We start from the raw sequence: 13,081 nt of genomic DNA, 5'->3' as shown, positions 1-13,081 counted from the left end.
CGCAGGCGGACATGCGCGACGAACCGAAGCCGTTGCGATCGAAGACCGCGCGATGGGCCTCATCGATCTCGCCGATCGGCCGGCCGGGACGTGCCGCTTCGGTCATGGCGAGCAGGGCCTCCCGCGTCACCTCGAACATCTTGCGCTGCTTGTCGTTGTGCGAACCGATGGCGATCGTACGCATGAGGCAGACGCAGTAATGGCGGTAGCTGGCGGCGAACTCCAGCGTCATCTGGTCGACGGGATCGAGGTTGCGATACTCGGTCGTCGCCCGCACCAGGAGCGCCCGGTCGCCCGACCCGATGACCGGCCCCGAGGGTGACGGGTCGCAGCCGCCCCGCAGCAGCACATGAGCGCCGGCGGCGGCAACATTGCCTTCGAAGGCACCAGGGCCCGATGCGTCGATCATGGCGCTCAGCGCATCGTCCGCCAACCGCCCGGCCCGGCGCACATAAGCGAGCTCGGCGGGCGACTTGACGACTCGCAACTGCTGGATGGCGGAGGAACCGTCGATGAGTCGGCACCAGGGTTCGAGCCTGCGCCGCACCAATTCATAGTTCGAGGCGCGAAGCCCGAAGCTGTTCATCTCGATGCCGATGCGCGCGCCCTGCAACCCCAGCTCCTGGAGGATGGCCTGGAGTTCCCGCGAAGGGTCGGCATCCACCGCGTCGAACCACAGGCGAACATCGTCGATGATGGAGGTGCGTTGCGCCTGTAGCAGATCGGGACGGCGCGTCAACAGGACGATGGGCCGCTCATCCGCGGTCAGAACCGCGCACTGGAAGAAGACGAAACCGGTGGTATCGAAACCGGTGAGATAATAGAGGCTCTCCTGGGCGAATATCAGCAACGCATCGAGACCTCGCGTCTTGAGCGCCTGGCGCGCGCGCGAGATGCGTTGTTCATACTCCTGTCGTTCGAATTGCAAGCTCATGATGCTTCTCCGGTGTCGGACGTCAGGCAAGAGCCGAAAGCTCGGCGATCTCGTCACCCGAATAGACGGGCATATAGGGACGGCGCAGCGCCGCCAGCCAGGCTCTCGTCATGGGGCAGCGAGAGATCTCGACGACCTCGCCGAAAAGATTGACGATACGGCCGATCTCGTCGCCCTGAACCAGCGTCTGACCGGGCGCTGCGGTCGGATGGAATACACCTCCGCGCGTCGAACGGAGGATGAGGAGATCGCCGCCTTGCTTCGACGGCACCGCCCTGTCATCGGCGGGAAGCATTTCGAGGAGCGCAGCAGCGCCTCGGATCGCGCGCGCATGATTCTCGATGTCCTCCGGCGTCACCCGTGCACCGCCGCCGCTTTCCACCAGCACGGCCGGCTTGCCCCTTGCGGCAAAACTCAGGAAGGCCGCGCCGATCAAACTGTTCACGGGCACGTTGCAGAGGAAGGGCGCACCAACACTCTTCGCCAATGCGGCCGATCGGGATCCCAGCACCGATCCGTCATCATGGTAGAAAACGTGATGGGCGCAGATCAGGTGATCGCCTCCCGAATGAAGATCGAGGGCGGCATCCGCGATCTCCACCGCGATGCTGAAACTACGATGGGCCATGAGCTCGGAGAGGGCGCCCTCGGAATGTCCAGGATAGGCCCGATTGAGGTTGGCGCCGTCCTGGGGCGTGAAGCGGCGATTATCGCGGAACGCCAGGGGATTGGCGGTGAGCAGGCACACCACGGTACCGCGCAGGGTGTCGAGGCGCAGTTTCGCCAGGAAAGCCTGGATGCCGAGAGGGCCGGCAATCTCCGGGCCATGAACGCAACCCTGAACCCAAAGGACAGGCCCCTTTGCCGCTCCTTGCGCAACGATGACCGGAGAGGTGATCGCCGACCCATCCGGATATTCTCCGAGGGTGATGGTCCCCTTGCTGATCGTCGAGGATGCAGCTTCTGCTGTACCTATTCTCACGAAATCTCCTTCAATCGACATGCACGCGGATGATCATGACCGCCATCGCGTAATGACGGGCGTCTTGCGAGGGCCTCAGAAGCTTCTGGTCGCGCGCCTGGCCTCGCGGGCTGGCTGAGTCAGGAAGATGATCAGAAGTCCCAGCCCGGCGAGCAGCAGGCCGATCAGCATGACCACCACCGCCGCGGCGGGAACGACGGGCGTGACCTCGAGAATCGCCGCTTGCCAAAACGCCTTGGGTAAAGTGCGCGTGTGAACGCCCGAGAGGAAGAGAGCCACCACGATCTCATCGAACGAGGTCTGAAAGGCGACGAGCCCGCTGACCACGAGGCTGCGGCTGAGGAGCGGCAAAGTGACCCGCCGAAGCCGAGCCCACCAATCCGCGCCCAAGGACCGTGCCGCGCGTTCGACGCCGATGCCGATTTCGCGCAGCCCCGTATTGCAGATGACAACCACAAAGGGAAGAGCCAGGACCGCATGGGCAAGCGCCAAGCCGAAGATCGTGTCATCCATGCCCAGGGCCGACGCGCTCGCATAGGCGCTCAAGGCATAGACCATCGGGGGGATGAGGCTGGGTGCGAGGAACAGGATCATGGCCAGGCGCGCCCGCCGGGCCCCCGCTTCGCGCAAACCAAGGGCGGCCATCAATCCAACCAGCAGGGCGATGGCGGCCGCAAGGCTTGCCACAAGAAGGGAGTGACCGCCGGCCGATACCCATTTGGGATCCTCGATCAGGGCGTGATACCAGCGCAGCGAGATCCCTTTCGGCGGGAACTGCAGATAAGTCCCCGAGCCGAGCGACATGGGGATGAGGGTGATCAGCGGCAGGAAAAGAAAGATCAGCACCGCCGCAAGAAAGACGTTCCAGCTGATCCGGGAATCGAGGATCGGAAGAATCGGGGAAAGCCGCCGGAGAATCTTCGTCGCGAGGGGCCCCAGGAATTTGGCTTCCTGATGCCGGGAGCCGCCCTGTGGCTCGGGCGAACGCCCCGCCGCCGTTACCCGGAAGAACAGCCACAGGACCAGGAGGGAGGCTGCCAGCAGGAAGATAGACAGAGCCGCGGCAAGAGAGAAATCGCCGAATATGTTCACCTGCTGCTCGATCAGCATGGAGAAGGTCCGGTCCTGCGGAGCTCCCAGGAGCGCCGGCGTCACGAACAGGCCGAGCGAGACAATGAAGGTCAGGAGCGAGCCCGCCACGACACCAGGAATCGAGAGCGGCAGGAAAATGCGAACGAACGCCTGTGTCGGCCGCGCGCCCAGGGTTCGCGCCGCGCGAAGATTGGCAAGGTCGATCTCCGACATCTGGGCGTAGAGAGTGAGAATCATCAGCGGCAGCATGATGTACATGCTGCTGACGAGCGTGGCGCCCGTCGTATGAAGAAGCCGGACGGGCCGGTCGACGAGGTGGAGTGCCACCAGGATGCTGTTGACCAGCCCTTGTCGGTCGAGAACGGAGATCCAGGCATAGCTGCGCGCCAGGAGACTGGTCCACATCGGAATCGTCGCGCAAACCATGATGAAGATGCGCAAGCGGCGGCCGGCGATCCGTGCCCGATAGGCCACCGGATATCCGACCAGCAAGGTGAAGAGCGTCACGAGGGCTGCGAGCTCGAAGGTATTCGCAAGCACATCCCAGTACAGGGTTTGGCTCGTGACCTTCAGATAACTGTCCCAGCCGCCGGCAAACCAGACGAGGCCGAGTATCGGCAGCACGAAGCAGATCAGGACAAAGGCAACGGGCAGACCGAGAATCAGCCTGCCCCTGAAGCCCCGCGATCCCCCTGGCGTCAGAACAGCCGTGTTTTCGACCACTGCCAGCTCACTCGAACAGCTTCGCCCGCGACGCGCGTCCGCCCGACGTCGTCCGTGATCTGCCTGACACGGAACATATCGCCGGATTTCAGGACGACGACATACTCCGTGACCTCGCCCATGAAGAGAATGTCCTTGAGATGACCATCCACGCCTTCGGCCTGCAGCGGCGCGAGGGCGGCATGATGAGGACGGACGGCGACGACCCGTGGTTCTCCGACAGCCTCAATGCTCGAGGCCGGAATGTCGCCACCATAGCCCTGGATCGAAACCCGGCACGCCGACCCGCGACGCTCGACATGGCTCACCGGCAAAAAATTACAGTCGCCAATGAACCCCGCCACGAAGCGGTTCTTCGGCGCGCCGAAAATCTCATGTGGCGTTCCCAACTGGACGATCCGCCCCTGCTCCATGACCGCGATCCGGTCCGCCATGGCGAGGGCTTCCTGTTGGTCATGCGTCACATAGACGATCGTCGTTCCGACTTCGCGATGCAGCGCGCGGAACTCATGTTGCATGGCGTGCCGACGGTCCTTGTCCAAGGCCCCCAGGGGCTCGTCGAGCAACAGCACGGAAGGCTCGAACACCAGAGCGCGCGCCAGGGCCACGCGCTGCTGCTGGCCGCCCGACAGCTCGTTCGGATAGCGCGCACCCAGCTCGCCCAGACCGACCGTCTCCAGGGCTCGGGCGACGTCCGCGGCGATCCGGCCTGGGGCGACGCCGCGCATTTCGAGCGGAAAGGCGACATTGCCGGCGACGGTCAAATGCGGGAACAGAGCATACCCTTGGAAAACGACTCCGATGCCGCGCTGCTCCGGCGGTACCTTGATCAGCGATCGCCCACCCATCCGGATATCGCCGCTCGACGGTGCCGTAAATCCGGCAATCGACATCAACACGGTCGTCTTGCCGGAGCCAGAAGGTCCCAACAGCGCCAGGAACTCGCCCGGCCGAATCGCCAAGGAGACATCCTCGACCGCAGCGACGTCCCTGTAACGAACGCAAAGCCGGTCAATCGAAAGATCGGCGGCGCGCGCCCTCTTCAACCCGCCGCGGCCGCTTCCCGTTTCGCGAGCAGGCGGCACGGTCGATCCTGCGCCACCGGCAGCGGTCACTGAAATCCACCAGAAACGGGCACGGCCGCACCGGTGACGTAACTCGCCTCGTCGCTCAGCAGAAAATGAATGACCGCAGCGACCTCTGCCGGGCGGGCCGCGCGCCGCAACGGAATCGTCTGAACCGCCTGCCGGATATCTTCTTCCGTGAGGAAGGCGCGGCCCATCGGGTTATCCACGAACCCCGGGCAAACCGCATTGATGCGGATGCCCTGCGCGCCCAATTCATCGACGAGGTGTCGGACGAGACCGTTCAGCGCCCATTTGCTCGCCGTATAATGGGGGCCGCCCACGGGGCTGTGGTCCAACGCCGCCGTCGAGGACACGATGACGATGCTGCCAGCGGCTCGGAGCTTGTCCCGGGCCGCATGCAGAATCGTATAGACGCTGTTGAGATTGGTATCGAGAAGCTCACGCCATTCGGCCGGCCCGACGCGGCCGAAGGGTCCCGGACGTAAGGCACCGTGAGCGATGACGATGCCATCGAGGGGCGCTTCCACGCCCGAGACCGCATCGGCGAGAGCCTGGTGGTCCGAGAAATCGACCCGCAGGTCGCCCCGCTTCGCGATCGGCGCATGGGCGAGCAATATCAGATTGTCCCCATTGGCACGCAGACGCTCCTCCACTGCCAGGCCGATGCTGCCATCGACGCCCGTCAGCAGGATGCGACGCTGTCCCCGGGAAGGGGACAGCGCCTTTTCATTGCGTCCAGGGGAAGCCATGGACGATCCGGTCATGGCGTCACAAGCCCAAGAGCCGTGGCTGGTCGAAGCCGTTCGATCGAATACCGATCATTGGCCGAACCACTTGTTCCACACATCGATCGAGACCTTCTGCCAAGTATCGCCGTTGCCGGAATCCTCGCCATAGAATTCGCCCGTGGTCGGGATCTGGCGATGAAGATTCTCGGGCGCGCTCGGCAGGCTCTTTGCATACTCAGGATCGAGATATTGCAGCGCGTCCGTATTGGGCATGCTGTACTGGATCTGCTTCATGAACTCGGCCGATGGCTTCGCTTGCGATGCGAAGGCCAGGAGCTTCATAGCGACGTCCTTGTTCGGTGCGCCTTTGGGAACCACGAAATAGTCGACATAGAGAAGCGCCTGGCCATATTCGAAATCGACCGGAGCGCCTTGGGACTTCGACTGGAGCACGCGGCCGTTGGGCATCAGGCCGTAATCGACGTCACCGCTGACCAGGGCCTGGACGCCGGGCGCCGTGTTGTCGAACCACACGGTCACATTCGGCTTGATCTTATCGAGGCTCTTGGTGGCACGGGCGAAATCGATCGGGTAGAGCTTATCCGACGCAACGCCGTCGGCCAGCAAGGCCGCTTCCCATGGCGGATTCGCGAAGGTGCCGGTGGGCAGAGCGCGCGGTCCTGGAAACTTTTTCGTATCCCACAGCTCGGCATAAGTCTTGGGATGATCGTCCCGCCCGAGGTCCGTCCGGTAGCCGATGCCGTATGAGTACATCACGGCGGCGACGCCATATTCCGGCCGGAATTGCGGTTCGATGGCCTTGATCGTTTGCGCGTCGAACTGAGAATAATCGATCTTCTCCAGGAGGCCCAGACGGACGAGATTCAAATAGTCCGCCTCGGTGACCTCGACGACGTCCCATTGCACGTTCTTGGCTTCGACCATCGCCTTGATCTTCGCGACCGTCGGGCCCGAATCGGTCACCAGTTGGACGTGGTTCGCTTCGGTAAAGGGCTTTACGAAAGCTTTTTCCTGCGCCTCCTGGAACGACCCGCCATAGGAAACGAAGGTCACCGTATCGGCGGCTTTACTGGGTTGGGCGCCGGCCGCGATCGCCAAAGCGAGCGCAAGCGTGCATATCGATAGCGACTTTCTCACAGTCTCCTCCCTGCTTACAGTTATTGACGTTTTGCGTTACCATCGCGGGTCTTTCCCGACGACTTTCGGGGCGCGGCTGAACTCCCGACATTGGCCGAGACCGGCGCCGTCGAAGCGCCGGATGTTGGAAATCGGCCGACCGCCCGGAATTTGCAGCGATCAACGCGATAGGCGATCGAGCCTGTCTCCACCGGTTCTCCGTTGGAGAGAAAGTAGACGAAGCTGTTCTGAAGGACCGGTGTCCCGCGCGTCAGGCCCAAGGCCGATGCGATATCGCCGCTCGATGGCAGGATCTCCGTTTCGAACTCGACGGTCTCGATCGGCATGCCGGAGAGCTTCGAGATGATCTCGACGATTCCATGGCTGCGAAGTGTGTCGAGATCGAAACGCGCCGCGACGTCGGCACGGCAATAACGCTCCTCGAAACAGATGATCCGCCGATTGACGATCCGGGTGAGGCGAAGAACGCCGACACGTTCCTTCGGTGAGAGCCGGAGACGCTCGCGCACTTCCGGTGCCGGTCGATATGCCGCGTCGAATCCGAGAATCTGCGTCTCGTAGGCAATCCCCTGCTGCCGGAAATCGTCTTCCAAGGTGCACATCGGAATATTGTTCCGAATGGCCTTTGGCGGATTGACGATCGTTCCACGACCCCGCGTTCGCGTAATCGTGCCTGCTTGCTCGAGCAGTCCGAGCGCCTGTCTTACCGTCACCCGGCTCACGGCGAATTGCGCCGCGAGCTCGTTTTCGGTAGGCAGCAACGTATCCGGCGCCATTTTCCCGATCTGATGCTTCAGCGATTCGGCGATCGCGAGATAGCGGGCTTGCGAGTCTTTTTTCACATGCGACCTCGAAGGGGCTCGGAAACGGACGCTATAAAAGTATATACTTGGTTGTCAATACTTATAGGACTATACCTGTAAAAAAACCCAGACGTTCCCGCTCCTCGGGCTCGCGCGATCGCGGCGGCCCGAGCGATTTCAATGAAAAGAGAGAGGCGTCCGCCCCATCGAAGGACAGGGAGGGCAATTCAGGATATGAGGTGGATGACCGTCAGTGCCGGCGCGAACGCGCCTCAGCGCATGAATTTCAGGGCAATCCGGACCAGCGTCGGCACCAGTTTCGGGCGGATCAGGCGGCTGTCATAGCGCGCCATGCGCCGGTCGTTCTCGGACAGGCACATGCTCATCAGGTCCCGGGCCTTGATGTCGGTCTCGATCGCCTTACCGCTGGTGGCGGTGAAGTTCTCTTTGCCGCCCACATCTTTCGCGGTCGCCAGCCGCGCCCTGATGCGGCCGGCGAAGATGCGCATGCAGCGCAGATCGAACAGGATCCGGCGATTGAACGGCAGCTGGCGGCGGTGCCAGGCGCGCCAGTTCACGAAGAACAGGATATGGCGGCATTCCTCCTGGATCACCGGCTCGAAGGTTTCCACCAGCTCGAGCGGGAAGAAACCGGAACGGCGGGCCAGCTCGAACAGGCCGAAGGCGAAGAAGCTGTCGAGACATTCGCCATAGCCGGTCTGCATGAAGGCGCGCTCGGAATCCGCTGGCGGCGGATAATCGGGCTCGGCTTCGAGCTTGATGCCGTAGAACTCGACCATCTTGCTGAGGACCAGCTTGTGGCGCGCCTCTTCGTTGCCATCCATCGTGACGGCTTCGCGCAGCAGCGGATCCTGGATGGTGGCGGCATAGGTCAAGACCGCCATGGAGGCCTGGCCCTCGAAGCGCACCGCCATGTCCCAGATCGGCAGGCCGGTCAGGCGGGCGAAGGCATCTTCGTCGAGCTTGGGCCAGTCGATGACGGCGGGCTTATAGGGGTCGTGGGAGTCGAGCAGCATCCGGCAGAACAGCTGCTTATGCGCTTCCGTCCCCAATATGATCCGGCCGCCCGCGTCGCGACCCGCGGTCAATCGACCGGCTGCCGCAGGCGACGTGCTGTCATCCGTCATGCCACGCCCTTACGCCAAGTCACGCCATCGTCTGCTGCTGGCCCTGCCGATCGCCATGTCGAGAATGGCGTCGCCCCCGCCGGGCCTCGGATATGCATCTGGTGTTCTAGCAACGGCATGGTCGAGGCTGTCAACCCCGATCGACGCAACCCTGCCCCCCGGCAACTTCCGGCAAGGCAAGAAACGACCGGTTGCGAGCAGCGGAGCCTAATCGAAGGTAAGTCGTCCTAACCCCGATTTGTTCCCGGCGGCCGGGCCCTGTTATTGCGACAGGCCGCCGCAGCGCGCAGCCGGGGCCGGCCGAAGGCGGCCAGCCCCGAAAAGGCTGCGGGATTCTCCCCGAAATATCAGGAAGCGGCCCGTTTGAGAGGCGCTGCAGCCGGTCTGACCGGCGCCGCCGGTGCCCTGGGCGGGGTCGGCTGCTCTGCCAGCTCGCGGGTGAGCCGGCCGATACGCTGGATGATCCCAGCCACCGGGGATTGCGCCGCGGTGGGCGGCGTGAAGCTGATCTCGGGGCTGAGCTCGGACTGTCCTTCAGCCTCCGGGAAGATCTCATCGCCGGTTGCAGTCGCTTCATCCTCGATGTCTTCGGCAGCGAGGGTTTCGGCGCTCACATCATCGAATCGATCCGACGCGGGCTCGATCCCGGTCTGGCCATGAAGCTCACTTTCTTCGGAGGCCAGTGTCTCGGGCGTCACATCCTCGAAGCCATTGCCGAAATCCTCGACAACCGCCGCGACCCGATGAGGTATGTCAAAGCCGGCATCTTCGTCGGCCGACGATTTCGCCGCGAACGGTGTCTCGCCCGCCGGCCCCTCGCCGACCAGCGCGCTCGCCTTGCGATCCATCTCACGGAACGCCGCCATGAGGGCGTCGCCGCGACCGGTCTCGATCACGGTCAGCAAGGCCTGCAGCATCGCCTTGACCTGATCGTGATCGCGGCGCAGCTCCTGCAGCTCACTGAGGCAGCGATTCAGCTCGCTTTCGCGCTCCGCGGCGCGCTGCTCGATCTGATCCATCAGCTGAATCAGGCGAGCGCGGTATTTTCCCTGCTGCTCGCCGATGGTCCCGAAATGGCGCTCGGCCGCTTCGACGCGCCGGCGCAATTGCTCGATGTCGCTCATTCTCCCAGACCTTCTCCCAAGCGGGTCCCCGCGACGGCCGCAGAGCCCTCCTGAGAGAGACTTCACGCCAGTCCCGGTTAAGAAAGAATTGAGGCTAATCTTTCAGCTTTGTGGCCGCCGGGTCGCCGTTTCGAGAGCCGCGGATTTCCGCCAGGAATCGCGGCAGTGCCGAGGCGATCTCGGCGAGCGGTGCGCTCCAGTCGCCGCGGTGGCGCTGCCGGAACAGGCGATGGAGCGGATACCAGGGGCTGTCCGTCCGATTCCGCATCCAGCGGAAGTCGGGCGCCTCGGCCAGGAGCAGCCAGACCGGCTTGCCCATGGCGCCGGCGAGATGGTCGACGGCCGTGTCCACCGTGACGATAAGATCGAGATTGGCGAGAAGTCCCGCCGTGTCGGCAAAATCGCCGAGCTCCGCCGCGACCGAACGCACTCGGCCCTCCAATCCGGCGGCGGCGATCTCGGCACGATCATCCTGTTTCTGCAGCGAGACGAAAGAGGCCGTCGGCGCCGCGTCGATCAGCGGCGCGAAGAGAGCCAGCGATGCCGAGCGCCAATGGTCGACGTCATGGCCGCGCCCGCCCTGCCAGCAGATGCCGATGCGAGGGGCCGGGCGATCGGCCAGCCGTTTCGCCCAGAGCGCGGTCCGCGCCGGATCCGCCGCCAGATAGGGGATGGCGGCGGGAATGATCTCGAGCGTGAGATCGAGGCGATTCGGCAGGCTCATCAGCGGGATCTGGAAGTCGACCGCTGGAAAGGCGTCGCCCCGCGCGATCAGACGATCGACCCCGGCAACCCCGGCCAACAACGCGATCAATTCCCGCTGCGCTTCCAGCAGGACGGTCGCGCCCCGGGCTTTCAGCAGCGGCAGGAGACGCACGAATTGCAGCGCGTCTCCGAAACCCTGCTCGGTATGCACCAGCAGCCGCTTGCGCTGCAGCGCCTCGCCCCGCCATTCGGGCCAGGGCCATGCGCGCTTTTCCTTGTCGAGCATGCCGGCGCGCCAGCGCCATTCATATTCCGCCCAGCCCTCGCGGAACTTGCCATTGGTCAGGAGGGCGTGAGCGAAGTTCCAATGCGCGACGGCATTCCCGGGCGCATGGGCGACCGCCACGCGGCCTGCGCGCTCCGCCGCTTCGGAATGACCCAGATGCGTCTCGATACCGCAGAGAATCGAGGCCACGCCGGCGTTCGCCGGTTCCAGCGTCTGGGCCCGGAGGCAGGCAGCAGCAGCATCTTCCCATCGGTCGAGATCGGACAGTGCCACCGCCAGGGCCGCGTGCGCGGCGGCATGGTCGGGCGCCAGCGCGATCATCCGCTGGGCCAGATCGAGGGCGGCATCGGGTCGCCCGAGGCTCCGCTCGATCTCGACCCACAGCGCCAGAATCTCCAGATCGTCCGGCACCTGCCCGATCCAGGCGCGGGCGATCGCCGCCGCGTCCTCGAAACGGCGGGCATCGCGCAGCGCGGCGACGTGACGCCGGGCCAGCGCCGCATCGGTGGGCTTCAATCGGCGTGCCACCGCGAGGGCGTCGGCCGCCTCGCCGAAGCGCCGCAAGGCGAGCAGTGCGGCCGCCTGCATCTCCGCCAGATCGGCACGCGGACCGGCGATGGCCTGTGCACGGGCCAATTGCTCCGCCGCTTCTTCCCAGGCCTTCTGCGAGAGCAGGAACTTGCCGAGATTCTCCGCCGCCTGCCGGTCTTCCGGCGCCAGCGCCACGGCCCGACGAAGCGCCTCCAATGCCGCCGCCGGCGGTCCTGCGCGGCTGAGGATCACGCCCAGCAATTGCCAGCCCATCGCGTGCTCGGGAAGCGCGCGAAGCAGAGCTTCGAGACGTTGCCGTGCCTCATCGAAGCGGCCGGCCTCGAACGCCTGCAACGCCTCGTCGAAGCGAGTCTCCTTTCGGCTGCGCTCGCTCACCCAGGCCGCGAAGGCTTCCCGGACCTGGGCGAGCGGCCCCGACCAGTCGCCCGAACGCGTCTGACGGAAAAGCTTCAGGCTGGGCCACCAGAGACAGTCGCTGCGTTCGAGCAGCCAGCGCCATTCCGGCGGGTCCGGCAGCAACACCCAGCAAGGCACGCCCAGCGCGCCGGCCATATGCGCCGTGCTGTTGTCGATGGTGATGACGAGATCGAGCGCCGCCACCTGGGCCGCGAACCCTTCGAGGTCGGTCATCTGATCGAAGGTGGGATCCTGGAACAGCTCGATACCCTCGGCCGCGAGCGCCGCGATCTCGGCCTTGTGGTCCCCATATTGGAGATCGACGAACCTCACGCCCGCGCTGCGCAATAGCGGCTTCAACAACGCCAGCGGCACGGTCCGGCTCGTTCCTGCATTGGTGGATCCGGTGTACCAGGCGATGCCGGCGCGAAGACGATCGAGGCCGTAGCGCTGCCGGGCCGCTTCGCGACGAGCCGGGTCGACCTTCAGATAGGGGCCGCCGCGGCCGGCGAAACTCGCCGGATCGGGCCGCAGATAGCGCATCAGGTCGCCGGCGGAGGATTGCGCGACGATGTCGCTCGGCCATTCCGAGACGGAGACCGGTCCCGGCCGGCGCGCGAGGATTTCGACGCCCGGCAGCGAGCGCGCCAGGAGAGGCACCAACCGGGGCTCGCACTCGACCGCCAGCTTCATTTTTCCGATCATCTCCGGCAGCAAGCTCGCGAACATGATCTCGTCGCCGATGCCCTGCTCGGTCCAGACCAGGAGGCGGCCCTCGAGGTCATTGCCCTGCCAGACCGGCCAGGGCCAGTCGCGCTTCTCGCCGTCCAGAATCCCCGTGGCCCAGCGCCATTCGAATTCGGCCCAGCCTTCGCGATACTTCCCGTTCGTGAGCAAGGCCAGCGCCAGATGCCAGTGCGAATGAGCGCGTTGAGGGGCCACGGCGACGGCCTGACGTCCCAGCTCCTCGGCCTCGATCGATCGTCCCTGACGCAGTCGCAAGGCCGACAGATTCACCAGCGTGACTTCATGGCGGGGCTCGATCGCCAAGGCCTTCTCATAGGCGTCGGCCGCTTCGTCATGACGATTGAAATCCGACAGCGCCGCGCCCAACGCCAGAAACGCCGACAGGAACTTGCCGTCCCTGGCCAAGGCCCGGCGTGCCATGATCACGGCCGCTTCCGGGCGCTTGCGCTTGCGCTCGATCACCGAGAGCTCGGTGAGAATGCCCGGATTTTCGGGATGTCGGGCCAGCAGGGCCTCGAGCAGCGTCGCCGCTTCATCGAACCGGCCCGCATCCCGCAACTGCTCGTAACGGCGCTTGGTTGCCGCCTCGTCTTCGATGAGCGCGCCGGCTTGCGG

10 protein-coding genes are annotated in these 13,081 nt (G+C 64.6%); all 10 read right to left on the bottom strand.

Annotated elements, in window-relative coordinates; all coding sequences use genetic code 11:
- Positions 1-934 (bottom strand): M24 family metallopeptidase (locus ACREE8_RS18465; RefSeq protein WP_431574473.1); only part of this gene is annotated, 934 nt, incomplete at its 3' end.
- A gap of 22 nt (positions 935-956) precedes the next feature.
- Positions 957-1,937 (bottom strand): succinylglutamate desuccinylase/aspartoacylase family protein, encoded by a 981-nt coding sequence (locus ACREE8_RS18460; protein ID WP_431574472.1) that lies wholly within the window; start codon positions 1,935-1,937, stop codon positions 957-959.
- Positions 1,938-1,991: 54 nt separating this feature from the next.
- Complete coding sequence (locus ACREE8_RS18455; RefSeq protein ID WP_431574471.1) at positions 1,992-3,632, bottom strand: ABC transporter permease subunit; 1,641 nt, start codon at positions 3,630-3,632, stop codon at positions 1,992-1,994.
- A gap of 74 nt (positions 3,633-3,706) precedes the next feature.
- Positions 3,707-4,846, bottom strand: a complete 1,140-nt coding sequence (locus tag ACREE8_RS18450) for an ABC transporter ATP-binding protein (RefSeq protein ID WP_431574470.1) — start codon at positions 4,844-4,846, stop codon at positions 3,707-3,709.
- Positions 4,843-5,583: an SDR family NAD(P)-dependent oxidoreductase gene (locus ACREE8_RS18445; protein ID WP_431574469.1), complete on the bottom strand. Its 741-nt coding sequence runs from the start codon at positions 5,581-5,583 to the stop codon at positions 4,843-4,845. Before ACREE8_RS18445 ends, ACREE8_RS18450 begins: the two co-directional genes overlap by 4 nt.
- Before the next feature lie 54 nt (positions 5,584-5,637).
- Positions 5,638-6,705, bottom strand: coding sequence for an ABC transporter substrate-binding protein (locus ACREE8_RS18440; RefSeq protein WP_431574468.1), 1,068 nt, complete (start codon positions 6,703-6,705; stop codon positions 5,638-5,640).
- A 20-nt stretch (positions 6,706-6,725) separates the two neighbouring features.
- Positions 6,726-7,547 carry a GntR family transcriptional regulator gene (locus tag ACREE8_RS18435; RefSeq protein WP_431574467.1) on the bottom strand — a complete coding sequence of 274 codons (822 nt, stop codon included), beginning with the start codon at positions 7,545-7,547 and terminating at the stop codon, positions 6,726-6,728.
- 233 nt (positions 7,548-7,780) lie between these two features.
- A complete protein-coding gene (locus tag ACREE8_RS18430) occupies positions 7,781-8,656 on the bottom strand; it encodes a hypothetical protein (protein WP_431574466.1) in 876 nt (291 codons plus the stop codon).
- A gap of 347 nt (positions 8,657-9,003) precedes the next feature.
- Complete coding sequence (locus tag ACREE8_RS18425) at positions 9,004-9,780, bottom strand: hypothetical protein (protein WP_431574465.1); 777 nt, start codon at positions 9,778-9,780, stop codon at positions 9,004-9,006.
- Positions 9,781-9,874: 94 nt separating this feature from the next.
- Positions 9,875-13,081: tetratricopeptide repeat protein (locus ACREE8_RS18420; RefSeq protein ID WP_431574464.1), on the bottom strand; the 3,207-nt coding region annotated here is incomplete at its 5' end.

Source organism: Hypericibacter sp., from assembly GCF_050729195.1.
GTDB lineage: Bacteria > Pseudomonadota > Alphaproteobacteria > Dongiales > Dongiaceae > Hypericibacter.
The sequence above is the reverse complement of the archived record's forward strand: the minus strand, read 5'-3'. Positions and strand labels throughout refer to the sequence as shown.

Coding starts and splice junctions, on each gene's coding strand:
- ACREE8_RS18425 (WP_431574465.1), bottom strand. CDS start 9,780: ATGAGCGACATCGAGCAATTGCGCCGGCGCGTCGAAGCGGCCGAGCGC.
- ACREE8_RS18445 (WP_431574469.1), bottom strand. CDS start 5,583: ATGACCGGATCGTCCATGGCTTCCCCTGGACGCAATGAAAAGGCGCTG.
- ACREE8_RS18460 (WP_431574472.1), bottom strand. CDS start 1,937: ATGTCGATTGAAGGAGATTTCGTGAGAATAGGTACAGCAGAAGCTGCA.
- ACREE8_RS18430 (WP_431574466.1), bottom strand. CDS start 8,656: ATGACGGATGACAGCACGTCGCCTGCGGCAGCCGGTCGATTGACCGCG.